The following is a 26617-nucleotide window of genomic DNA, read 5'->3' as shown; positions in this document are numbered from 1 at the left end:
TTATTCCACCCCTTATATCTACTAAATTCGCCTTAATTGGTTACAGATAATAGTCTAAGGTGACAAAGCCCCTTAATTAGGGGTAATAGGTACATACTTCACTTTGATACTTCCTTCCTTAACCGGTGTGATAAAATCAACACCTATTCTATAGGCCGGTCCTTTTTCCCTTAAATGCTTAACGGATACCAATTCATCATTGATTTTCACTTGACCGTCAACTCCTAAAACTTCCACCTTTAATTTTTGATTCTCAGAAGTTATAATTACTGTGTTATCATCAATGATTTCATAATCTTGAAGCGTCATAATGGCTGTACCAAATTCAACAGGTTCTGTTGCAACAAATTCATCTGTGATAGAAATGGTTCCAAAATTTGATTTGTCATTTTTCATGGTTCGCTCCAACTTGGTCAAAGAAGGGATTTCATAAGCCGCTTTAATATCCATTACCACAAGATCTTCAACATTAGAAAAACTGGTGGATGTTATAGTCCCTTTGAATTCGATACCATTAGATTGTAGGGTATTGTTTATCTTAGGTACGGGGTGTCGCCATGAACTACGTGCTGGATTATCCTTTGCAAAGGCTCCCGCTCTATAAGAAGGCGCTCCAATATCGCCAGTCATGAAGCCATTATCCAGTAACAGCGTATAACTCCCCACATCACTGTGATTATGATTTTCGGCGTTATGTCCGGCCTTAATAGCGATTGATAAGGGTACTTTTTGTTGTCCTCGAGAAATCACTATTCCAAAATCATCAAAATACGTATGGCTAGGAAGCTCTTGTAATTCTAGGCTCTTATCATTGATTTTCGTACCTGCTTCATAATCCCATTCTATTAATTGGAATGCGGCCGAAAAGGAGTCATGACTTTTTGATTTTTTAGGCGTAATGGGCATACTTAATCCATACTTTCTAGCGGACATATCATATGCAAAGCCGCCATCATTGGAAACATGTGAACTACCATCTGAAAATGGGGCACATACCCCCACATGTATTTGATATGTATACGGAAATAGCCCAACATTTCTCAACTTCTCAGGGTTTCCGGCATCAAAAAGGTCTATTTTCCCATTGGTGTAATCAAATAAGATTTGCGCCAAATATAAATAATGACCAAAACCATAATTCCAGTATCCAGCACCTTCAGAACAATAGCCATCTTGCCCGAAACCGGACAAGAAATATTTCATACTATTAAGCGCTGCACCAATGGCTTCTAACCTTTCATTTACGTCATTAGAAGTCGCCATGGCAACAAACACGGAACCACTTGTACATACCGAGTTCCAATTGCTAGTACTCTTAATCCACTTATTATTTTCATCATTCTTTTTACAAGAAGTTAAATAGGTATCAACAATACGCCATTTTAACTGTTCTGAAATTTTATCATTGATATTTTTAGATAGTTTATCTCCCAATAAAACTTGGGCCAAAGCCAAATCAGTACCAAAGCGTCTCGCTCCTAGATCTATGGATACGCGCCTTCCTTCCAACACGCCATTGTCGTCATCGTCATGGTTTGGGTGCAACCAGGATTTCATGTCCATAATGGCATTCAAATAGGTTTCAATTTGAGGAAGAAAACGTCCTTTGTTCTCCATACATTCGGCCAATACAAATCCTTCCAACCTTCCCATGGTTCGGTAATACCTAGGTTTATAAATGCCTCTGTTCCCTTCTTTGTTAGCCTTTCTATAAATAGAATCTGAAATAGGGGCTTCGGGTGGCTTGCCAATTAAATAAATGGCATCATGTAACCATTTTTTTCCTGTTTCTGTTTTTGAAATTTTATCCCAATAAGTTCTATTATTTATATCCGGAGCAGGCTGAAATGCTTTTTCAGGTATTACAGACCTTAACATTTCAAGCTGTTTAACCGAGGGATAAATAATATCGTTATCGGCTAATTTGTGGTATTCAGAAATATTTAATATTTGTTTTTGGGAGTCACCATTACAACCAATTAACAAAAACGTAATTAGCAAAAAGAGTAGACTAAAAGCACTTTTTATAATTTTCATTCGATATAATTTCACGTGAAATTTAACTTTCCTTTAATGCCAGTTTAATGGCCTTTTTCACTAAAGGTTCCATAACCTTGTAACCCTCTGCATTGGGATGTACCGTATCCCTGCCCAATTCTTTTTTAAACCCTCCATTCTCATTAACCATTAGCGAATAATAATCAAGGTAAATTATATTATTTGTTTCGGCATAAGCCTTAATTTGCTTATTAAGCTCAATAATTTTATCCGCCGGCTCAATTGATGGACTCCAGGAATAACTTGTTGCTGGCAAAACAGAAGCCAAAATGACTTGAATACCATTTTCTTTCGCCAATTCTGCCATAGAAAAAATATTTCCAGCTATTCGCTTTATGCTTATAGGACCTCTATTTTCAGCAATATCATTGGTTCCAGCATGTATAATAACCACATCTGGATTTAATTCTATAACATCAGGTCTAAAACGAACAAGCATTTGTGGGCTTGTTTGCCCACTTATCCCCCGGTTTATAAAAGAGGGGTTATCATCAAAAAACTCCCCGTGATCTCTAGTCCAGTTTTGAGTAATAGAATTACCCATAAACACTATCGTTTTTTCCTTTTTCAGCGAAACTTTGAACTCTCTATTAGCCTTTTTATATCTCTCTAAGTTTGCCCAATCTTCATTTGGAACCAATTCAATTTTAACCACTAAGGGTAAAGAATCTGGTGCTTTCTTGGGCAGTAAAATAGTTAACTTGCCATCAATTAATTTTGTTTTTATCTTTTTATCCAGAGTTGAAAGCAATGTTGCCTGTCTTGGCTTTATAGCCCTATCAATTACTAATTTACCATCCTTTGGCCAATTAAAGATATGAGCATATAAAAACCCGCCCTTGGTGGTATAGTTTCCCCAATCTGGTTTAGCATAAGAGTTTGCTTGAGAAAACCCAATGCCAATATTTAAAACTGCGACAACAGTAATAATTATTACTTCCCTATACAAACTCATATTCTTTTTGAAATATCTCTTAATGGTATTAACACACAAACATCATAATAAAATGTTTGCGTGTTTTTGGCTATATACTTACAAACTTCTAATTAATTTTCCAACTCAATTTTCACCACAGAAACAGGGTTATCAGGAGCAAAAATTGGTACCTCAACTAATACTTCTCTTGATGTTTTCAAGGATTTTAATTCGGTATCTGGATCGGTCAAAAGTGTTGCTTTTTTAACTTTAATGTTTTTATGCAGTTTTAGTATTCCGCTTTTTGGCCAATTGAAAACATGGGCATAAATAACACCGTCTTTCTCGGTGTAACGTCCCCATTTTGGTTTTTTATATGGACTGGCAGAGGCTCCGTAAATAGCTTCTCCGTTTTTCTTAGTCCATTCTCCCATAGCATTTAGTCTACGGATACTCTGTGCAGGAAATCTACCAAATCCATCTGGACCAATATTTAACAAAAAGTTACCTCCTTTAGATACAATATCCACTAACTTTTGAATTAAATCTTCGCTACTTTTCCACTTATTATCGTCTGGTTTGTATCCCCAAGTTCCATTCATAGTCATACAAGCCTCCCAGTCAGAATCAATTCCTGTATCTGGAATTTCTTGTTCTGGCGTTCCAAAATCACCTGCAAAATTTCCTTCTGCATCCATACCTTCCATACCTTTTCTTCCTTTATCAACTCTATTGTTAACAATGGTATTAGGTTGAATATCACGAATAAAACTGTAAAGCTCTTTTCCCATTTCGGTTGTATAATCTGAAATCCAATCACCATCAAACCACACCACACCAATGTCTCCGTAATTGGTTAATAGTTCTTTTACTTGAGGTTTCAAATAGTTTTTAAAATATTTTGGGAATTTAGGATTCACAACTGATGGATCATCATGCTGCCCAATATTATAGTTTGGGTACAAGTTTCCTTGCGCTTGTTGATGGTGCCAATCTACAATTGAATAGTAAAAACAAAATATAATACCTTGTTTTTTACAAGCCTCAGATAATTCCTTAATTATATCTCTCTTAAATGGTGCGGTATCCATAACATCATACTCTGTGGCTTTAGAGTCCCATAAACAAAATCCATCATGATGCTTAGAAGTAATTACAATATACTTCATGCCTGCATTTTTTGCCATAGTTACCCAAGCATCTGCATCAAATAATTGCGGGTTAAATATTTTTGGAAATTTCTCATAGTCTTCAACCGTATAATCTAATTTATCCATAGCCCATTCCGCTCCACCACCTGCTATATTTGTACCGCGTTCACCACCAATTATAGAGTAGGCTCCCCAGTGAATAAACATTCCGAATTTAGAATCACGCCACCAAGCCATACGCTCATCATCTGATAATTTTTTCTCCGTTTGCGCAAAACCCAAATTACAATTAAGGATTGCCACCAACATAATAAGCACTAATTTGTTTATTGTTTTCATCTTTTACAATTATATATAGTTTTATTAATTTTTAATTATTTTAAATGGATTGTTATTTCCTGTTCCGTCTGATTTCTCATAACTACGAGGTTCATCGTATCTGATTCACTTTTCGACATTATTTTGAAAAAATCTTTTATGGTTGATATCTTAACGTCTCCGGATTGAAGAATAACATCTCCTTTTTTAATACCATTTCCTTTTACCGCTGGACTGTGTTTCCAAACACGAAGTACAATTACACCTTGATCCGTATTTAAACCATAAGCAGATTGCTCTTGTTCTGACTCTACATTCTTAATATTATTGCGCAACCAAGCTACAACTGGACTTGCTTTACCATTATTTGAAGTTGGATCTTTTAACACCGGTACTTCTGGTGTTTTTGCAATGGCTTTAAATTTGGCCTTTTTCACCCCAAATTGATCCATTGGAAAATTCTTGAATCCGATGTTAAGTGCTGGTGAATCTTTCGTAACTCCAAAATCTAAATTACAAGGATCAATAAATAGCGGATCTCCAAAAGCACTATGCTTATCCATGCCATATATTTGGGGTTTCATCATGGATTCTTCTGTTGGAAATAAGTTATAATCCAATTCCTTTCCCCAGCCTAATAAGCCCACATCTTGATAAGTATCTCCAACAATGTTATTTTTAAATATATCTTCACTTTTGGCGAACCACACATGCGGATGCAATGAGTTATTTACTGTAATATTATTTGTAACTACTCTTTTGAATCCTTCTCTTAATTTAATCCCACTATTAAGACATAAATTATTATAAATATGGTAGTTTGAGGAACCATCGTCTAAATCGATATCCCATCCATGATCACAACGAAAACGATTATTTCTAATGATGGTAGTCTTAATAGCATCCCACTTTGGCATTTCCGGATTAGCGGTTGTTAGGCTGTCCATTATTTTCCTGTTAGGATACCAAAAACGATCTCTTCCCCAAGAATTAAAAGACCCATGGTCACTGGTTTCTAACACTGTATTAAATACATCATTATACTCTAAAATATGTCCTCCCCAAGTGCCGTCTCCAATATTGATTCCTGCCCTGGGTACATCATAAATACTGTTATGGCTTACGGTAATATCCATGGCCATTGAAATTTGAACTCCAGCCGTTTGTTTTTCTGTTCTACCAATTCTGTAAATTAAATTGTCTTCTACAAGACATGCCCTAGGATATAATTCATTTTTTGGACCAGCTATAGTATCCATCTCTTCCAATGGCACAAATTCTCTGTAATTAAGAGAAGGTGACCTTACCGCTGAAACATCGCCCACAAATGATATAGCACTTGCCCCACAATCGTGAATATGATTTCCAATAACTTGGAGGCCTTTATTATATTTACTCGCCATTATTACATTGCCTCCTAAATTCGCAAATTCACTATTCTCTATCTTACAGTTTTCAGTACCTTCAAAAAACAAAACGGCACCGCGGTAAATAGTCCAATCGCTTCGCAACAAGGGCTCAAAATCTTCCATAAAAGTTCTTGCCGTATTTTCTAAAGTAATCCCGCTAATAGTAATGTTTTTTGCCGGCTCCTCTATAGTACCAGTCACCTGAATCAAATCTTTTAGAACAGCCACTTCAAATGTGGCATTTTCAACAGATACATTCTCTGTTGGCCAATAATATAATTTACTTGAAGTTTTATCTAAAAACCATTCTCCCGGAGCATCCAATTCTTTAAACACATTTTCAACCATGCGGTATTCTTTATGCGGTCTAGATCCTCGGTTATTTTGATGTCCGCCTGTCAACTTTGGTGTTCCATCTTCATTAACCCCAGTAATTTCAAAATGAAAACCGCCCCATCTACCACCGTGCAAAGCGTGAAAAAAAGCACCTTCTGGATTTTTCCAAGATTCCAATCGTTCCTTAGAAATTGCGTCTTCGGCATACCCTTGCCAATAATGTCCACCTTCATTATAATTCGGGTATCGTGCCAATATCTGCGGATTATTATTTACAACAAATTGGTCAAATTCTAAACCGGCTTCCACCGAAGTCACATAAATAGATTCATTAAATTTTTCCCATTTTAGGTTAAGTGGAATTGCACCTTTAATTATGACATCGGAAGCATCAGTTCCCTTAATTGAAAGCCCATTTAGGCTGGCATCGATTTTAATGGATTCTGAAAGGTAATAGGTCCCTGGAAGAATATTAACCAAAATATTGGCTTCTGGATTAATTGATTTAATCTCTTTGGCTTTTTGCATAGCCGCCGATATATTGGAAAACGGACTATTTTGTGTTCCATCTCCATTTGTTTCAGCAGTAGGAGAAACAAAAACAATGTCCATTTCTTGTTGTGCTTTACAGGATAGTAAAACTGATAATACAACGAATAAAACAAATACTTTTTTCAATTTAAAAACTTATTATATAGTTGGTTTTCCTTTTATTATTCCCAGTGATTCTAAAAACACATCGGTTTCACGAACTGTTTCTCTATAACACCTATCCTCTTTTTGCCTCCCTTTATTAAAAAATCCATGAGGCTGATTTTCATAGATAAAGACTTCACATCTACTATTAACAGTTTCCATTCTATTTTTATACTCATAGGCTGTAGAAACGGGTATAAGTTTATCTTTTGAACCCAAAAAGAAAATGGTTGGAGGCGCTCCTGTTTTAATGTTATGTATTGGTGAAAATTCTTTATAACGCCTATTAATTCTTTCATACTCAAAAGCCGTTGGATTGGGACCATTATCAATAACAGGATTGAAAAGAACCAATGCATTAACTTTTGGGCTAACTGATAAATCATCTGTAGTTTCGTTTATCCCTTCCAACAAGGATGTGGCAGCTGCCAAGTGTCCTCCAGCAGAACCACCCGACGCCACAATTCTGTTAGTGTCAATACTATATTTTGCAGCATTAAATTTTAAGAATCTTATAGCAGATTTGGCATCTTTAACAGATTCAAATGGCGTAGTTTTGTGTCTACTTTTAACTCTATAATCTACTAAAACAGCAATCATGCCTCTTGAATTAAAATATAAGGCCTGGTCTTTAAATTGGTATATGCTTCCACCGTTCCAACCGCCACCAAAATAGAAAACTATGGTTGGGTATTTTTTTTCGCTATCAAAATTTACTGGGTTATATATCTGTAATTTTAAAGTATCTTTATTTACAACCTTATAAATTAGTTCGTGCGCAAATTCATCTCTAACTTCCTTTTTCTTTTGGCAGTTAGCCACGCCTACAAGGAGCACCAAAATTATTAGATATGGATACTTTTGCTTCATTTTATAAAATCTGTTGGTCTTGGTTTTATAATTTAATAATCACTTTACTATAGGCCTTTTCCAATTTAAATAATTGTTGGAATGGTTTGTTTCTATTTAATACTGCTTCCTTTGTAGCTACCAGTTTTCCATCTTCATACAACATCAATTTAGCACGTTTACCGCCTTCTTTAAGTGGTAAATTAATAGTTACTGGGTTGTCATTTTGAATCAAATAACGGTCTTCCACACTTTCAATGGATATCGTTACAGGTTTTGCGGATGCTATTAATGTCCATTCTTTATAATCTAATCGGCTAATGCCTGATAAAAACATAAAATCTAATGTATTTCCAGTCTTGGATTCTCTAATAATAGACAACAATCCTTTTTGATAAAAGCCTTCTTCTTGTGCTATATCATTTTCCGAAGCATTTAAAACAATTCTATCTGTTGTTATTTTATCGGCTAATAGCACTTCTATAATTTGTGTACTAGGGCTGCCCTCCAAAGAAGCATAGGAAACATTTTCAATAGGGTTTTCTTCGCCTTTTAAATACGGATTAAAAACTACAGCGAAAGGGTTATTCCAAGCAGCTTCATCACGTTTTAATACCAAAGTTGGAATAGAATCCTTTAAAAGATTCTTGGGAGCAGTGCCTTCACTTAAGGCGTTAGACCGGGGCGATTTTAGTTTGTAAATGGTTTGATTGGAGCTGCCTTTAACCCATAGCTTCATTAAGTTATCTGGCCTACCAGCTGTTTTAAGTGTAAATATGGGCTGTACAGCTTTAGATGTGCTTGCCTTATATTTGCTACTGAAGAAATCATAGCCTGTTAAATCTCCCTTCTTAGAACTTAAATCATCTGTTGTAGTGAACTCTAAAGTGCTAGTATTAGCATCTAAAACATCCAATGATTGTCCTAGGTTACGATAAAAGTATTCGTGCTTTTGTTTGCCGTCTTTTTGTTTTTTAGACCTGAAAACATCAACCACATAGGCTTTGCCTGAATTCGATTTTATAATTGCTGAAAAACGTTGCTGATTAGAAACAGTTTTTGGTTCTAGAAATGACACTTTCGAGAATGTTACTTTATCAAATATTGAAGACTCACCAGATTTAGGAAAACTATTATCCAACTTAAAAGGATGATAAACCCTCATATTATTATAATCAGATATTCCATCTACAATAACGGTGTTATGGGCCGGCATTCTTGCATAGTAATCCCTAAAATCAGGATGCCAATAACTAGGACCTTTACCAGAATCTGGACCTAACACATAATTATTAGCAAATAGTTCTATAGAGACCCCATTGGCGTGAGCGTGATTTCCATAAGAACCAACCGTAGATAACATAACGGCGTTATCTCCTTCACCCATTCTCTGGTTAAACATACTCACATTTGGCGCATAGAATGTTGGCGTTGTTAAGGCTCCTAAATCGGCTTCACTATCAACAATATCATCTACGTAAAAGAATAAATTAAATAAATCCTTAGCTTTTCGTGTATATAATTTGTTGGACATGAACTGGGATAAAAAACCCGATATTAATACCTCTTTTTCCTTTTGATTATACTTTCTATAATTTGCTATTAACAATTCAAAATTCTCAGGAGGCAATATTTTATGACCTGAATCTCCAAAGCCCAACATGTAACCAGACGGAAATAAATATTGAAATGATGACAATACGGCCTTTTCCAAAATGGGATAATTAGCCATTTCGTTATTATTTGTTACATGGTCTAATAGGGTAAATATTTTTAAAAGCGTGGTTATAACATGGACTGAATATGATGGACACTCTGGCCAAATACCAGTTTCTTGGTCATAAACCAATAGCGACTCATTAACCGCTATTTGCCTATCTGTAGAAACATTAAAGGTGTAATTTAAATAATGCTCCCGACCTTTTCCATTTTTGTAAGTTTCATTGCTTTCTAACACTAAAGCTATATAGGTCAAAAACCTAGCCTGAAATAGATTCCAGTTATTATCTGGTACACCATTTTTAATAATTTGGTCTCCCCATTTTTGAAAAACAGCCACAGTATTGGATACATCCTTCTTTTCCGATTTTAAATAATCATATAGAAAATCATAAGCGGTGACTAAAGAAATAACGATGCCCTCATGAATAACCTCAAAAGTTGCCAACCCAGAAATGTTTTGCTGGTTTGAATTTTTCAAATCGATGGGGGCATCTCTATGAAACATACCATCTATATAGGTGAAAAACACAGGTGCCGCAAAGTCGGCATATTTTTGCTCACCGGTTAACCAATATAAAAATGCGGCATCTTCAACCAGCTGCATGATTTCCTGATTTATTTTTTCAATGGCATGCCCCGATTTTGATGGATGAATCCATTCTTTCTTACCCGTTTTCTTATGTTCAAAATACAAGCCTCTGGAGTCATCAAAATAAGGTTCAACATCAACTAATTTAGGTCTTTTATAGTCGGTTGCCCAATCTCTGGTTCCAGAAAACCTAACCGTTGGAACCGGTGCTGTTCCTTTAGAGTATGCAAAATTACCACCCTTGAGATAGACCTCATTGTGTTTGGTTTTCCAGTTCATTTGCAACCTAGACACCAACCACTCTGGATTGATATCAACGAAGTTTAAATACCTTTCTAAGTTTTGTTTTTTCTTATCTATTAATTCCCGCTTCCATGCTACATTTTCCAGTTTCTCTAAAAAAGCCTGCTTATCCAAATTTGTGGTATAGATTCTAGGATGCTCAAAAGATTGTGCTCCCAACGGGCCCATAACCAAAACCATGGAAAAACATAAAACTGTTCTAACCAGATACTTTTTCATCATTAAACCAAACACTTTATACATGTAATAATTAACAAATAATTTAATGTAGCGGCACTGTTTCTACATCTGGGTTATCTTTTGCCTCCAAGTACTTTCTAAGAATTTCCTGATCTAACTCTGAACTATCTCCATATTGTTCCCTTAAATCGGCAAGTTGTTCTTTTAGTTTTACAACAACCTCAGCATAATCCGGATCATTAATCACATTTGTCATTTCTTGCGGGTCTTTTTTACGATCGTAAAGTTCCCACTCATCAACATCATAATAAAAATGTGCTAGCTTGTATTCTTGGGTGATAATGGCATAATGTCTTTTTACCATATGAATACCAGGATACTCATAATAATGGTAATATACCGCATCTCTTGTCCATTCTTCTTGATTGCCCAATAATAAAGGCACTAAGCTTTCACCTTGCATATCTGAAGGTGCTTCAATATGTGCTGCTTCTAATATGGTTTGAGCAAAATCTAAGTTTTGAACCATTTCAGTACTGGTGGTACCGGGTGTAATTACATTGGGCCACTTAACTAGTAATGGTGTTTTGAAGGATTCATCATAAACAAAACGTTTATCAAACCAGCCATGTTCACCTAAATAAAACCCTTGATCTGACGTGTATACGATAATTGTATTTTCATCTTGACCTGTTTCCTTTAAATAATCTAGCAAACGTCCCACATTTTCATCGACCGAAGCTATACAACCTAAATAATCCTGCATGTACCTTTGGTAACGCCATCTCATTAATGCTTTATCATCCATTTCAGGATATTTAGCTTTAAACTCTTGCATTACAGGTCCGTAAACGGAATCCCAAACAGCACGTTGCTCTTCATTCATTGCTCCTACCTCACGCTTAAAAGCTTTTAAATCCCAACCAGATTCATCTTTTAAACCGAGTTCTTTCATGAGTTCTGGATAAATCTTAGCATCTCCAGCCCAATTCATATGCTTTAACAAATTCATTTCTGCTGTTTTGGCGGCACTTCCTCTGCCTTCGTAATCATCAAATAAAGTTTCTGGTTCTACAAAGGTTTTCTTGGTGTATTCTTTAAAATGACGAGGTGCTGGCAACCACTCTCTATGAGGTGCTTTTTGCATGGAGAATAACATAAATGGTGTGTCATCATTTTTATTTTCTTCCAACCACTCCAAAGTCATATCCATAATGATATCGGTCACATAGCCCTCAACAGTAATTTGTCCATCATTTGTGTTGAAAATAGGATTGTAATATCTTCCTTGACCTGGTAAAATTTTAAACTCATCTACACCTTTAGGGTTATTTCCAAAATGTAATTTCCCAAACATGGCCGTTTTATATCCTGCTTTTTCCATGATTTGCGGAAAGGTGGTTTGAGACTCATCAAATGGAAATACATTATCCACTTTTCCATGCATATGACAATGTTTACCCGTTAGTATAGTAGCTCTTGATGGTGCACATATTGAATTGGATACACAGGCGTTGGTGAATTTGATACCTTCATCTGCAATACGGTCAATATTTGGCGTCTCAATTAAATGATTACTATATGCACTAATAGCCTGATACGCATGGTCATCAGACATCATAAAAATGATGTTCGGCCTTTTTGCAGGCAATTCTTTCTTCTCTGGTTTCTGCTCTTCTTTCGATTTACAGGAAACCATTCCCAATACAAGGAAAACGGTCAATAATTTCAATAAAGCTATTCTATTCCTCATTTTAACTTAAATTATAGTTTAGTGATTTGCATTGCAAAACCATTATTACTTTTTATTTTCAAATTCAATTTTGAAGTATTTGCTAATTCAATTTCTTCAATTTTAACTTTAGTTCGTGTATTTACAGTGTCATCATCTGTATATAACTTCGCTTTGTATTTCGCATCAGACTCTAAAAAGGAAAAATCAAGTTCAACCTCACGTTCAGTAGTTCCATTAATACCACCAACAAACCATTCATTGCCTTTTCTTCGAGCAATTACTCCAATTTTTCCAATTTGAGCTTCCAGCACCTTGGTCTCATTCCAAGTTGTTGGTACATTGTTAAAGAACTCTAATTCTGGCTCATTACCTATGGTTTTAGTGTCACCCCAGAGTCCATCATTTTTAACTGGAGCTGTAGGAGCCTTATCATACCAGTACAAAAACTGAATGGGACTAAACAAACACACAGTTTTTGCTAATTGTGAAGCATGAGACCCCATTTTATCAACGCGTTTATTGTAGTAACAAACAGTATTGTCTGCTGCTCCTGCCAACATTCTTGTAAACATGGTAATTAATGTATGCTCATTAGGCACCGTTTCTTCGTCACCACGAATTCCTTCTTGTGTTAACAGATTCGGATAGGTTCTAGAGAAGCCAGTAGGTCTGTATTCATCATGAATATTAATTACCAAATTGTATTTTGCTGCTTTCTTTACAGCTTCATGCATCCAAGTAGTAGCATCTTGATCGCCTACCCTAACAAAACCATACTTTACACCAGAAACTCCCCATTTTTTAAGTACAGGAAACACCTCATCAACTTTACCTTCTAAAGCTCTTCGATTTATATACAGCATTACTTTTACGCCTTTTTCTTTGGCATACTTACAAATAGCTTCAATTTCAAAAGGCCCTTTAGAACGTTTTGGGTCTAAAGTAACCGTTGTGGCATCTGATGCATTATCCATTTCATTGCCATACCAACCGGCATCAAAATGTACATATTGCATATTATGGCTTGCAACAAAATCGATAGCTGCAAAACCTCCTTGCGTTGTTAAAGTTGTTTCGCGCAATACTTTTCCGGGTTCTACCCAAGAATCGTCAAAAGCAGATGGTGGATTTAAATTTTGAATGATATAATTATTTTCTAACAATTCGGCATGACTATCTCCTATCATTACCACTCTCCAAGGAGATGAAATTGGCAATTTTTGGTGAATTTTAAAACCGTCTTTTTTTCTTTCTGAAATTGCTGCTCCTGTTACAAGGTCATGTTTTACTTCTTCCATTCTTCCATCTAAGGAAGAAAGTATACTATAATTAGAAGATGTTCCTTTATTGTAACTCAATCTTGCATAATCTACCAATCGTGCTTCTGCTAAAGCCATTTTTACACTGTCTGAAACTTCAATAACTAAAGGTCTTTCACATCCTTCCTGTAACTCAGTCATTGGAATTTTTCTGTACTCCCCTTGTGCAGTCAATACTCGTCTTTCTCGTTTAGGTGTTGACCAAACCGAATAATCTTCTAAAAAATTATAATTAATTTTTTCACTTAAACTGATTTTGTCTAAGTTGTTTTGCTCAGGGATTTCATAAGATATGGCAACTCCTTCATTATAAACCCTACAAATAATGTTCAATAATGCTGTATCAGATTTCAAATAAACTTTTACCTCATTATAATTATCAGGAATTGTACTTAACTCACTGAAGTTAGATGTCCATGTATTTGTTACCGAAGCATTTTCAACATTTAATACAGACCATTTTTTAGTAAAATCAATGTTATTGGAACTTAGTTCTAATGTTGACGGTAATAACAGGTCTAAATCATCATATTTAATTGAAAAATTAAGGAGACTACTTTCTGATTCATTGAAAAGTGTCAACTCCTTTTTTCCATCTGGAGAGTTTACAATAATTTTATTGCTTAATTGAGAACAACTATACATTGTTATCAAAACTATAAGACTTACTAAAACTGATTTATTCATTATATATGTTAATGCCTTCATTATTAATTTTATTGGCTACTTAAGACTTTTTGTTTTCTTCTTCACGTTTCCAAACATGGCTTTCGTTCAGTAATTCATTATATTCAGACTTCACCAGTGTTTTCATATCTTCAAAAACTTCGGGATGCTTTAAAGCTAAATCCTCTGACTCGCTTATATCTTCCTTTAAATTAAACAAAACAAAATCTGTTAATTCAGCACGTTTCACCAATTCTATATTACTCTCTGCTAGATTGTGTATATGCGGTAACTCCTCATTATCAGCCACTAAACGCCCCATAATTTTCCAATCTCCTTTTCTCAACGCTACTCTATGGGCATTAATGGCATCGTAAAACGCCCATATCAATGGCTTTTCTCTATTGAATTCTCCTTGCTCTAAAAGCGAAACAAACGATTCACCATCTAATGCTCTATTAGGCAATTTGGCTCCAGAAAGTTCGGCAAAAGTTGGCATGTAATCTAAAGCTGAAACCACCTTATTGGTTGTACCTGTATGAATATCTTTTCCTATCCAGTTAATGATTCCCGGCACTCTAAAACCAGCTTCATTAGTCCAAAGCTTCATGCCTTTCAACTCACCCGGTGAACCGTAGGATTTTTTGGCTCTGTTATATCTCATAAAAGTTTCTGGCCCGTTATCTGAACTAAAAACTATTAAGGTATTATCCATATTATTTTTTTCGAAATATTCAATCAACCTACCAACAGCTAAGTCTACATTTTCAACATTAGCAAAATACTCAGCTTCTTCTTTGTTTTTTGCTTTTGGTAAATATTTTTGAACCAAATCTTCCGGAGAAGCAACAGGCTCATGTGGTTCATGAAATGCTACCTCAAGAAAGAAAGGTTTATTATCCGTTCTATTATCTAACCAATTGATAGCTTCACTAACAATGATTTGACTACTGAAACCTTCAATCTCACCTACTTTTTCTCTATTCCTAACAAAGTTTTTTGGGTTTTGATGACTTGGTGCAGCATTGTTATGAGTAGCCATCCAATGGTCAAAACCAAAATCATCTGGTTGTGGTTGTTTATCTGAATTAAATCTGGAACTACAATGCCATTTACCTACCAAGCAGGTGCTATAACCAACAGATTTTAACATAGCAGGAATGGTTTGTTCTTGTGTTTGTAGGTGAACTAAATGTCTATTATCCGGACTTTTTTTAAGTCCCGGAATAAAATCATAAATACCAGCTTTGTTTGGACTTCTACCAGTAAGTAAACCTGCGCGAGATGGCGAACACACAGCTGCAGTGGAATAAAAATCTGTTAGTTTAATTCCTGTTTCCGCTAATTTATCCAAGTTTTTGGTTTCGATAATAGGGTGACCGAAGGACGATAAGTCTCCATACCCTAAATCATCACACAATAGCACAACAATATTAGGCTGACTATTTGCAAATGTTGTAGTATTTGATTCCTTCTCTTGATTGTTTGAATTAGTATTGTTTTTACAAGAAAAACAAAAAACCGTAATTAAAGCAAGAAGATAAACTGTTTTAAAGTTCATTATTAATTAGTTATTTGAATTATTAAAATATTCATTAAAAAACACCATATGATATTTTGTGGAATTTTTCCAGTAAGGATTGTTGTGCCCTCCTTTACGTTCAATATAGTCATGCGGAATATTACGTTCCAAAAGTTTTTGATGCAGTCTGACATTAGCATCATAGAAGAAGTCATCTACCCCACAATCAAAAATAAATTTCAGGTTTTTACCATTCAATAAATGTACGAGGTTTATAACAGTATGCTCCTCCCAATTTTTAGGGTTTTCTGCATAAGAGCCTAATCGTTTTTCAATTTCCCATCGTAATGGAAATGGTCTTATATCAACACCTCCACTCATACTACCTGCAACACCAAAAACATCTGAATGTTTAAAAGCTATATAGAACGCTCCATGACCTCCCATACTTAAACCGCTAATAGCTCTATGCACCTTGTTGGCTTTTGTTGTGTATGATTTGTCAATGGCCACTATTAATTCTTTTGAAACATAGGTTTCGTATTTCATGGTAGCATCTATTGGGCTATCAAAATACCAACTGGTTTTTCCACCATCAGGACACACAATAATGACATCATAATCATCTGCATACGCTTTTATTTTCGGCACTTTTTTTAACCAATCTTTATAATTGCCACCAGCACCATGAAGTAAATACACCACTGAATATGATTTTTCAATTGTGCCATAGGTATCAGGAGTGATAACCACATTCTTAATCTCTTTATTCATGGATTTACTTAATACAACCAAAGTATCAACTTTAGATGCGTAAAGTTGAGTTGAAACACAAAAGACTAATATCAGTAAGATGGCTTTCCTCATGAAAACACGTTATTATTTTTTTAAAATGATATCTTCTAATTCTTCCAAGGTTTTTCCTTTTGTTTCTGGCATCATAAAAGCCACAAATAATAGCTGTAATACCATCATTCCTGTGAAAATTAAGAACACCACACCTGCACCGATTGCCGGATGATTAAATAGGAATGGTATTAAAGAAGGAATAATTGCAGCTAAAACCCAGTGTGTTGAACTCCCGAAAGCTTGCCCTGAAGCTCTTAAATGATTTGGGAATATTTCTGAAATAAACACCCAAATTACGGCTCCCTGACCAATGGCATGTGCTGCAATAAATATGAATAAGAAAATTGGAACCGCCATACCTGTCCAACCCAAGAAAAAGGCTGCTGACACTAAACCTAGAGATATTATGTACCCTATAGAGCCAAAATACATTAGTGTTTTTCTTCCCAATTTATCAATTAGAAAAACACCTAATAAAGTAAATACTAAATTAGTAACTCCAATACCCACACTACTTAATAATGCCGTACTTTCTCCTAATCCCGCCTCTTCAAAAATACGTGGTGCATAATATAAAAAGGCATTTATTCCAGAAAACTGATTGAAAAAGGCAATAAAAAATGCTAACATTAAAGGAAACCTATACTTTTTTATAAAAATGGTTTCTGACGAATCTTTAGGTTCTGAATGACTTTGAAACTCTTGTAATTGTGCATCAACATCAGCATCCGGATTAATTATCTGCAAAACATCTTTGGCTTCTTCAGTTCTACCTTTTGAAGCCAACCATCTTGGGCTTTTAGGAACACCTAACGCAAACACAATATATAAAACTGCTGGAATGGCTTCTACACCTAACATCCATCTCCAAGCATTTTCTCCAATTCCGCTCAACAAATAATTAGACATAAAAGCAACCAGAATACCAAATACAATATTAAACTGATACATGGCTACTAAACGTCCTCTATCCTTCGCAGGTGCAATCTCAGAAATATAAGCAGGAGCAGCAATAGTAGAGGCTCCAACACCTATTCCACCAATAAATCTTGCAAAAGCAAAAACATAGGGGTCATTTGATAATGCCGATGCAATGGCTGATACTGCAAATAGAACACCAATTACAATTAAGGTTTTTTTACGGCCATATTTATTAGTTGGAAAGCCTCCAAAAATAGCCCCCAATACGGTACCCCAAAGTGCAGCTCCCATAACTACCCATCCGTGAAATGAATCTGAAGATTCCCAAAGTGCTTGCAATTTCTTATCGGCTCCTGAAATTACAACCACATCGAAACCGAATAAAAATCCGGCCAATGCCGCTGTAATAGACCATAATAATATTTTTTTACTCATCTTATAAAGGTATTAGTTAGTTTGAATTGTTTTTAATTATTTTAAAGGAATAACCATATTCCATGTTTTTGTACCGTTGCCAAATCCACCAGGACCATCCATAGTAGCAAAGAAAATATGGGTGGGCTGGCCATTTTCAACAAAAACAAACGGGCGTTCTAATTGTCCTTGCTTTAAGGTTTTGCCATTATTCCATTTTACTGTTTTGGTATAGGCTCTTGGGTTTTCATCTACCACCCAATTAATCCCATCTTTCGAATGTGCCAAAAGCCCATCACCTTTTCCTCCAGTAATCAATCCACGCTGGTCTTTTGCTACTAGATGAAAACCTTCATTATCACTCCATAGATGCGGGTCCTCAACTTCACCTAAATGTTCCATTGAAAATAATGGTTTAGTTCCAACCACAGTATATACTCCATCAAATGATGGCGCTGTTGCTACGCCAATACTCATATCACTGTGCTTTATAGTATCTTCTTTATAACTTCTTCCTTTAAATAAAAGCACCACAGAACCATCTTCCTTAATTAAAGGTGAAGGATTTGATGTTAAAAAACTATAGAAACTATCCGGGTTTACATTTAAAATTGGAGCATCCAATCGTTTCCATGGTCCATAAGGGCTTTTTGAAGTTGCAATACCAACACGCTTTCTCCATCTAGCTGTAATACACCATTTACTAGATAAATTGAAATCATCAATATTATCATTATTTATGGCTTCAAATGGATGCGTAGAACCCATATAATAAAGAATATACGTGTCTTTATGTTTTACTATTTTAGGGTTATGACATGAACGACCATCCCAAAATTGCGCTCCTCTAATACCTAATGCAACATCCTCATATTGATAAGGTCCTTCAGGAGTATTTGAAGTAGCATGTACAATTTCCGAAGCTACCATCCACCCTGGATGGAATGGTAAAAATTTTGGCCACCGAGATGCATACATATGATATTTCCCATCATCACCCTTAATAACTGAACTTCCCCAAACCCAAAAATCTTCCATTTGCAAGCCTCCATCAATGGGTGCTTCTTTCAAATTATCATAAATGGCATTTTGCGCATTACACGACATCAAAAAACCAATTAAAAAAAGAAAAATATACTTCATTGGTTATATTCAATTAATTCTTAATGGGTTGAATTTTAAGCTCTTTTAAGTTCAAAGCATTCCATTTACCAGCCACAGGTATAAAGGAAACCTCATACTTACCAACTTTATCTACCTTAACTTTACTTAAATCCAATTTTCTAAATCTTTTTGTATTACCACTAGCAGGCACATTAACATTTGTTGATACACCGTTAAATGACATTGTTATTTTGGCATCTTTTTTACCTGAAAACAGTGCTGTTAATTGAAAATCTCCTGGTTCATCTATATTGAACGCCCAATACACTCTTGCTGTTTCACTGTCCCAACTCCCCACACAATCTAGTCGTTCGTTATATTGAGCTCCAGGACCTTGTAAGTTTTCATACTGTGCTCTTCCAGCGGGTAAAACAACTGCTCCATACTCATCTTGCCCTAATGGTTTTTGAGGAAGTGCATTGGGCTTTTCTTTTAATTTTAGAACAATTACCGAAGCCACTTCATCAGGAGCTTCTCCTGTTAGTTCTACATTTATACCATTACTATTTGATTCTGTTTTAAATGTTTTTGATTTATCTGTAAGCAAATAGCAAGTGTCCACTTGGTTTATAAGACGCACAGGAATTGATACTCCATCTTCCCAATTATAAACATGCAAATACAAAAGCCACTTGCCTTCAACAGTCTTCATTGTAATTCTACCCCATTCTGGTTCTTCCGTCAAGGGGCTTGCTTGTGTACCATAAATAGCTTCACTGTTTTTATTCATCCAAACTCCCATTGCCTTTAATCGGTCTACAGCTTCATCTTTTAATGTACCTTCATGAGTTGGACTCACATTAAGCAGATAGTTGCCGCCTTTACTACTTTGGTCAATTAAATTGTGAATTAATGTTGGGATAGGTTTAAAATTATCATCATCACTTCGGTACCCCCAACTGCCACTAATTGGTTGACATAACTCCCAATATTTTGCTTCTGGTTGATATCTAGGTCCGTGTCTTTCAAATGTTTTATGGTCACCAGGATAATCATCTCCCAAACGATCGTTTGTAATAATTTGCGGTTGCAATGCCGTTGTAATATGATATAAAATATCTACAACAGATTTTGTCATTTTTCGAGGTGTATCCCACCAAAAAATAGCAATGGGACCATATTCGGTTAGCAATTGTTTAACCTCTGGAAGTGCCTTTTCATAAACATATTCATCACTGCTCACACGTTCTATAGATTCATCCCAATTATTACCCATACCTCCCGGGTGATGCCAATCTTGTGCTTGGGAATAATAGAATCCGAATTTAATTCCTTGCTCCTGACATTCCTTTGCTAATTCCTTTAAAATATCTCTTTTAAATGGTGTAGCGTCAACAATATTATAATTACTAGCTTTAGAACCGAACATGGAAAAACCATCATGATGCTTAGCTGTAATGACCATATATTTCATACCAGCCTCTTTAGCTAAATTCACAAATTCCTTAGCATTAAACTGGCTAGGATTAAAATCATCGGCTAATTTTTCATATTCGGCAATTGGTATTTTCCCCCGGTTCATTATCCATTCTGCACTATTGGGTTGAGCCTTACCATTATAAAACCCTGCAAGTTTTGTGTAGATACCCCAGTGAATAAACATACCGAATCTAGCCTCAGACCACCACTCCATGCGTTCTTCATCGGTAATTTGCTGACTCTGTTCTATGGCAAATACTGTTTCTTTTGAATTACTTTTTCCACAGCCAAAGTTTAACGCTAGAGCTACAAATACAACTAGCAAGCCTACTTTTTTCATTTATATTATATTGCTTTTATCAATTAAAAAAAGCCCGATTAAATCTGAAAATATACCAACTTTCTCAAAGAAGTAATCGGGCCACAACTAAAACTAACTACTAAATAATCATTAATTCAAACAAGTTGAAGCCTCTTTTGAAGAGATTCTATATCAATGATAAATTCAATAACAATATTAAAAATAACCCTTATAATTAGTTATAAATCATGATGCATTAGGTATAAAGCATTACTCATTTAGAGCATATAAATAAACACCATCAACATATAAATCAAAACTCTAACACCTATGTAACATAATAACAAACGAAAGTATAATGCAATTAAAAACCTCTAAAGCTCAATTAGGCTTCTAGGAGGTTTTTAATGAGCAAAGAAACTTTTATTAATAAAATTCTGCTTATTCTTATTATCAATAAGCTATGTCTAACCCAAATAAGCACCGTGATACTTTAACATTGCTTCCAATTTTGAATACTCTAGGGCTTCTGGTGTCACTTTATTAATAACTGATAATCCGGCTAAAGTTCCAGCTCCTTGACCTATGGCCATTGCAATAGGAGTTACTCTTAAACCTGCACTAGCATAATGATCGGCTCCAATGGCACGCCCAGATAGAATTAAGTTTTCTACCTCATTTACCAATAAAGCTTCTTTTGGAATGTAATAGACGCCTTCATCTCTTAAATGCGTGGTTTCTGTAGTACCTCCATCTGGAGAATGAATATCTAATGGATAACCTCCAACAGCTATTGGTTCTTCAAATTTTACTTCGTTTACTAAATCTTCGGCAGACAATACATATTTTGCATGTGGGTGGCGTGATTCTCGAATACCAATATGAGGTGCTGTACTCACAAATGTTGCATTTTCAAAACCTGGGGCATATTTTCTAAGGAAGTTGTAAATTTCTACGCATTGTTTACGACCCAACGTTTCTGCTTTACTTAAATCGAATGGATTTAAAGGGTTAAAGCCTAAGACACGGGAGGTATTAAAAATAAACTCTCCTTCCGTATTTGTTTCAAAAAATAGCACATTATCCCTTGGTACAGTAACTTCTCGTTTTACTTTGGCTTTATTCCATAAATCATAAAAGCCCCAACTTGAAATACGTTTGGTTTTTTTTAAAATTTCGGCTTTATCATCAGATCTTTCTTCTGCATCAAACTGATCCCAATTGTTAATCATGTATTCCCGAAGTTTTTCAGTATTTACATTTCCCACCTTTATATTAGTGGTCATTGGCTGTGATTTATTGTCTTCAAGACGACCCTCCGTAAAAGGCACACCAGACAATTTTACTATTTCGCTATCACCACTGGCATCAATAAAAACCTTGGCTGGTATTTCTTGTATACCACCACGATTATGAATAAATACTGTTTTAATTTTATTTTCTTCTTTTGAAATATCTATTAATCTGGTGTGATATAAGATTTCTGCCCCAGACTCTAACACCATCTCCTCTAAAATAACTTTCAGCATTTCAGCATCAAAAGGCGTTACTGTTGAGCAATAACCTGTACCATCTACAATATGACCAGGACTTGCTCCTTTAGCAACCAATCTACTAACCATCTCATTAGGTGAACCAAAAACTAATTGCTTTCCTGCTTTATTATGAAATGTCATCATTGGCCCAACGCCCATAGCCGTTAATGAACCTCCTAAAAAACCAAACTGCTCTATTAATAATGTTTTGGCTCCTGTTTTTGCAGCAGCAATGGCTGCATGACTTCCAGAAACTCCCCCTCCAACAACGATGACGTCGTAACCCTCTATTTGGGTTGTCTTAAATTCTTTCATATCTATGCATCTCCTTTTTGAAGATTTAATTTTTTATTTTTTCCTGCTATATTCCAATGTAATAATGTTACAGCCATAACTACAACTGCACCAACAGGGAACCACCAAAAGAAACTTATACCTTCATAATGCATCCATGCTATCACAAGTATAGCTATAAATGCCCCTGATAAAACACCTATAAATTTTCCTTTTCGCATGAGCGCTAAAAAGGCTATTCCTATCAATGCCCCATAAGCATACCCTGGCACTTTAAAGCCTAATGCTAATAAGCCCCCATCTTGGAAATAGCTAAAACCATAAGCTAATACCGCCAAAATCACACCCCAGATAATAATTGCCATTTTGGATATTTTAACCACCTTATTTTCATCCATGGTTTTTAATTTTGGAAATACTAAAGTTCCTATTCCCATAACGCTGGTTTGTGACAATGCCGTTAATGCCGAGTCTAATGTAGAAATACCTGCTGCGAACATGGCTGCTATTATTAATCCTGAAATACCATTTGGCAATTCGTTTACAACATAATATGGGAAAATTCTATCTGGTTCTTGAGCTATTGAATTACTAAGTAATTCCGATAGTGGATTGATATCATAATAGGCCACTAAACCTATACCTACAAAAGCCATAATCCATGTGGTTGCAACCCCTATCACTGAAAAAGCGACCGCTTTACGGGCTTCTTTTAAGTTTTTACAGCATAGTGCGCGTTGTGTAACCACTTGATCTACGGCGTTTGAACCAAATTCAAAAAACGTACAACCTAATACCCCTACCCATAAAGTATATGTTTTATGAGGATCTAACGACAGATCGAGTAGCACTAATTTTGCCTTTTCATCTGCTATAACCATCATCTCTCCAAAACCTCCTGGTATGTCTCCAACAGCATAAAACAAGGCAAAACAAGCACCGAAAATAAATATCATAAATTGAATGGCATCTGTCCAAACCACAGTTGTAATACCTCCAATATAAGACCATACAACAGCGAACGCTGCAATAATCAATATGCAAACCACCGTACTTTGACCTGTAATAACACTAAGCACCAAAGCGGTTCCTAATAGCCTTACACCTTGACTCATGGTAGCACCAACCATGAAAAAGGTTCTGGATAACTGACTTATTTTAATTCCTAGTCGTTTCTGAATAAAATCATATGGACTATAAATATTTTCATCATAATATTCTTTTAACAATACATAAACGAATAATATATTACCTAAAGCAAAACCTATAGTCATTTGCAAATAGGTTAAATCTCCATTAAGAGAAAACACAAATGCCGGTACTGCTATAAAGGTTGCTACACTGGTTTTTGTTGCTATGAGTGATAACGAAACTGCCCACCATGGTAAGTTTTGACCACCTTTAAAAAAAGCATCCAAACCTTTGTCTTTATTTTTAACAAGCTCTCCTATCACCGTTGTGCCCAAAAGGAAAACTATAAGAATAATCCAGTTCAAGGTACTAAAACCACTTGAAGCCACTTCTTCCTGATTTAAAGCAAATAGAGACATACTAAAAAAAAGAAGAAGCGACACTGTAATTGTTTTCCTCTTTACTTTTTTAAATTTCATTGAGCATTTGATTTAAGAATGATGGATAATTTTCACCTGTAATTGTTCCTGCTCCTTTGGCACCAGAACCTTTTGTTAATGAATCTCCAAAACAAACAATACTTTTATACCTAACTTGTAAATTGTTTTCAACCAAATATTGAAATACTATTTTAGCAATAAATTTGTAGCCTAGGGATGTTAAATGAACACCATCTTTTTTATTACTATTCTTTTCATTTATTATGTAATCGTCCTGATTGTGAACTGGTAAACCTCCTTTGCTAAAAACACTATTAACATCCAAATAAAGTGTATTATTCTCTTTGGCTACCTGAGCTACAATATTTTTTGCATTTTGAAGCTTTATATTGGGGTCTTCCTCGAACAGGGTTTTATCATGTCTTCCAAATAAATACACACTATCAACCGTAGGTGAACTCATTAACAAAACTTCTGTCCCGTGTTTTTTAATTTTTCTAACAATTTGAGTTAGGTTTGCCTCGTAATCTCTGTAAGAAACAAATTTGTTAGAATTAAGCATATCATTTGTACCTACCATGAGAATGACTAAATCTGATTTTTTGCCTAATACATCTGCATCTACTCTATTTAATAAATCTAATGTAGTGTTACCCGCTATTCCATTATTATCAACAACAATAGGCCCCTCTTTAACTTCATTTTGAATTTTTCCAATCCCACAAGAAGTACAAAAAAAAAGAGTGAATAACAACAATTTAAGAATAGTGTTATTGATTGGTAACATTTCATTTGGTTTCATTACAATTAAAAAAGTATGATCTATTTTGATCATACTTTTCATCTAAAACAACAATCATGAATATGAAATCCATTATTTTTTATCAAATTTAATTTGTAGCTACAGCTCCATCAGCATCTGTTAAAGATTCTTCTAACTTGTTAAGTCTTAACAGTGCTTCCATAAAATAATAATCTGCATAAATAATTGGCACATTTATTTCTGAGTTCTTAGGGTGGTGACCTGTAGAATGTAACAATAATGCTTGATTAGTATCTCCACTTAAGTAATTATCAGATGATAGAATCTCTAAAAAACTCTTCGCAGCATCAATATATTTTTTCTTTAAAGATTCCTCTTTCACCAATCCCGAAAGCTCCAACATTCCACATGCCGCAACAGCCGCGGCAGAAGCATCTTTAGGTGAGTTTGGTATTTTGGGGTCATCAAAATCCCAATATGGGATTCCATCCTCGGGCATGCGTTTCAAAAAATGATCTGCTAGCCTTTTAGATGTATCAAGAAAATCTTCCCTTTCTGTTTCTCTTGCGGCAATGGCAAACCCATAAATACCCCATGTTTGTCCTCTTGCCCACATAGATTCATCTGCATAACCTTGATGCGTATATCCTTTAAGAAATTCTCCGGTTTGATCATCAAAAGACCCTAAATGATAAACAGCATTATCTGGTCTTACAATATGCTTCATTGTAACCTCCGCATGACTTTCAGCAATATCATATAATGCCTTATTCTCGCCATTTTTTGATGCCCAAAAAAGCAACTCCAAATTCATCATATTATCTATAATAGTATTATGCTTATATGTGTCCAAGTGCACAGGCCAAGATAAAATACTACCTACATTAGGATTATACAACGTAGCCAATGTATCTGCGGCCGATAACAATACCTTTTTGTAGTTTTCATTTCCGGTTAGTCTATAACCATTTCCATAACTACAATACACCATAAAACCAATATCATGATTGTCTGCAGAACTAAATGCGATTGTATCTATTGGCTTCGTAAAAGCTTCAGCATAATGTTTTATACTCTCATCTTTAGAGTACTCATAAGCATACCATAAAACCCCAGGCCAAAATCCACTACACCAATCTCTTACACCTACTGTTTTCCAATTGGTTTCTCCTTCTTCAATATTTCTTGGAAATCCATCAGAAACGGATAGCGTTTTGAGTGTTTCTTTAGTTTTAAGAACGTTACTATTTAGAACTTTATCTAGACTGAATTCTTTAGTTTGTTCTTCTTCTTTTTTTAACGAATTACAAGAAACAAAAAAGAGAATTGATAAAAGTAAAACGATTCGTGTCATCATCAAATATGTTTAAGTTGGTGTAGTTTATTGAATTATAAAAACCAAAGTCGTTTATACCAAATAAGTAAATCAATTTCAGACTTTGAATTAACATAATACAAGATTATACAGAATAACCTTTATGGCTAATAAATTATAATTCAAAGGCTATAAACTATTGCTCTTTTAATGAATTTACACCCATATTTTCTATTGTATAAAGCTAATTACAACTGTTCGAAACCAAAATGAATTAAAAAACTAGACCACGCATTAATGCG

General features: G+C 35.1%; 17 protein-coding genes. All 17 read right to left on the bottom strand.

What is annotated here, in order from left to right; all coding sequences use genetic code 11:
- Positions 1-72: 72 nt before the first annotated feature.
- The 17 genes from FUA22_RS03930 to FUA22_RS03850 all read right to left on the bottom strand — a co-directional run bounded on the left by FUA22_RS03930 (position 73) and on the right by FUA22_RS03850 (position 26357).
- On the bottom strand, positions 73-2037 hold the full coding sequence (locus FUA22_RS03930) for a hypothetical protein (RefSeq protein WP_147766523.1): 1965 nt from the start codon (positions 2035-2037) through the stop codon (positions 73-75).
- Between the two features lie 22 nt (positions 2038-2059).
- Positions 2060-3013, bottom strand: coding sequence for a GDSL-type esterase/lipase family protein (locus FUA22_RS03925; RefSeq protein ID WP_147766522.1), 954 nt, complete (start codon positions 3011-3013; stop codon positions 2060-2062).
- Between the two features lie 92 nt (positions 3014-3105).
- Complete coding sequence (locus FUA22_RS03920; protein ID WP_206667081.1) at positions 3106-4464, bottom strand: alpha-L-fucosidase; 1359 nt, start codon at positions 4462-4464, stop codon at positions 3106-3108.
- Positions 4465-4499: 35 nt separating this feature from the next.
- Complete coding sequence (locus tag FUA22_RS03915; protein WP_206667080.1) at positions 4500-6866, bottom strand: PDZ domain-containing protein; 2367 nt, start codon at positions 6864-6866, stop codon at positions 4500-4502.
- 12 nt (positions 6867-6878) lie between these two features.
- Positions 6879-7754, bottom strand: a complete 876-nt coding sequence (locus FUA22_RS03910; protein ID WP_147766521.1) for an alpha/beta hydrolase — start codon at positions 7752-7754, stop codon at positions 6879-6881.
- A gap of 25 nt (positions 7755-7779) precedes the next feature.
- Complete coding sequence (locus FUA22_RS03905) at positions 7780-10590, bottom strand: heparinase II/III domain-containing protein (RefSeq protein ID WP_206667079.1); 2811 nt, start codon at positions 10588-10590, stop codon at positions 7780-7782.
- 19 nt (positions 10591-10609) lie between these two features.
- Positions 10610-12280, bottom strand: coding sequence for a sulfatase family protein (locus FUA22_RS03900; RefSeq protein ID WP_147766520.1), 1671 nt, complete (start codon positions 12278-12280; stop codon positions 10610-10612).
- Between the two features lie 11 nt (positions 12281-12291).
- A complete protein-coding gene (locus FUA22_RS03895) occupies positions 12292-14289 on the bottom strand; it encodes a glycoside hydrolase family 97 protein (protein ID WP_147766519.1) in 1998 nt (665 codons plus the stop codon).
- A gap of 19 nt (positions 14290-14308) precedes the next feature.
- Positions 14309-15808, bottom strand: a complete 1500-nt coding sequence (locus FUA22_RS03890; protein WP_147766518.1) for a sulfatase-like hydrolase/transferase — start codon at positions 15806-15808, stop codon at positions 14309-14311.
- Positions 15809-15814: 6 nt separating this feature from the next.
- Positions 15815-16636 (bottom strand): alpha/beta hydrolase, encoded by an 822-nt coding sequence (locus tag FUA22_RS03885; RefSeq protein WP_147766517.1) that lies wholly within the window; start codon positions 16634-16636, stop codon positions 15815-15817.
- Between the two features lie 12 nt (positions 16637-16648).
- Positions 16649-17974, bottom strand: a complete 1326-nt coding sequence (locus tag FUA22_RS03880; protein WP_147766516.1) for a sugar porter family MFS transporter — start codon at positions 17972-17974, stop codon at positions 16649-16651.
- A gap of 36 nt (positions 17975-18010) precedes the next feature.
- A complete protein-coding gene (locus FUA22_RS03875) occupies positions 18011-19096 on the bottom strand; it encodes a glycoside hydrolase family protein (protein ID WP_147766515.1) in 1086 nt (361 codons plus the stop codon).
- Between the two features lie 13 nt (positions 19097-19109).
- On the bottom strand, positions 19110-20876 hold the full coding sequence (locus tag FUA22_RS03870) for an alpha-L-fucosidase (RefSeq protein ID WP_147766514.1): 1767 nt from the start codon (positions 20874-20876) through the stop codon (positions 19110-19112).
- A 428-nt stretch (positions 20877-21304) separates the two neighbouring features.
- The gene (locus tag FUA22_RS03865) at positions 21305-22687 is read right to left on the bottom strand and encodes an FAD-dependent oxidoreductase (RefSeq protein ID WP_147766513.1); all 1383 of its coding nucleotides are present in this window, start codon (positions 22685-22687) and stop codon (positions 21305-21307) included.
- Positions 22688-22689: 2 nt separating this feature from the next.
- Positions 22690-24276 (bottom strand): sodium:solute symporter family transporter, encoded by a 1587-nt coding sequence (locus FUA22_RS03860; protein WP_147766512.1) that lies wholly within the window; start codon positions 24274-24276, stop codon positions 22690-22692.
- Entirely contained in the window at positions 24266-25072 is an 807-nt protein-coding gene (locus FUA22_RS03855) for an SGNH/GDSL hydrolase family protein (RefSeq protein ID WP_170309836.1), read from the bottom strand. Before FUA22_RS03855 ends, FUA22_RS03860 begins: the two co-directional genes overlap by 11 nt.
- A gap of 55 nt (positions 25073-25127) precedes the next feature.
- Positions 25128-26357, bottom strand: a complete 1230-nt coding sequence (locus FUA22_RS03850; protein ID WP_206667078.1) for a glycoside hydrolase family 88 protein — start codon at positions 26355-26357, stop codon at positions 25128-25130.
- Between the last annotated feature and the right edge of the window lie 260 nt (positions 26358-26617).

The sequence above is a fragment of the Seonamhaeicola maritimus genome, from assembly GCF_008056315.1.
GTDB classification, from domain to species: domain Bacteria; phylum Bacteroidota; class Bacteroidia; order Flavobacteriales; family Flavobacteriaceae; genus Seonamhaeicola; species Seonamhaeicola maritimus.
The sequence above is the reverse complement of the archived record's forward strand: the minus strand, read 5'-3'. Positions and strand labels throughout refer to the sequence as shown.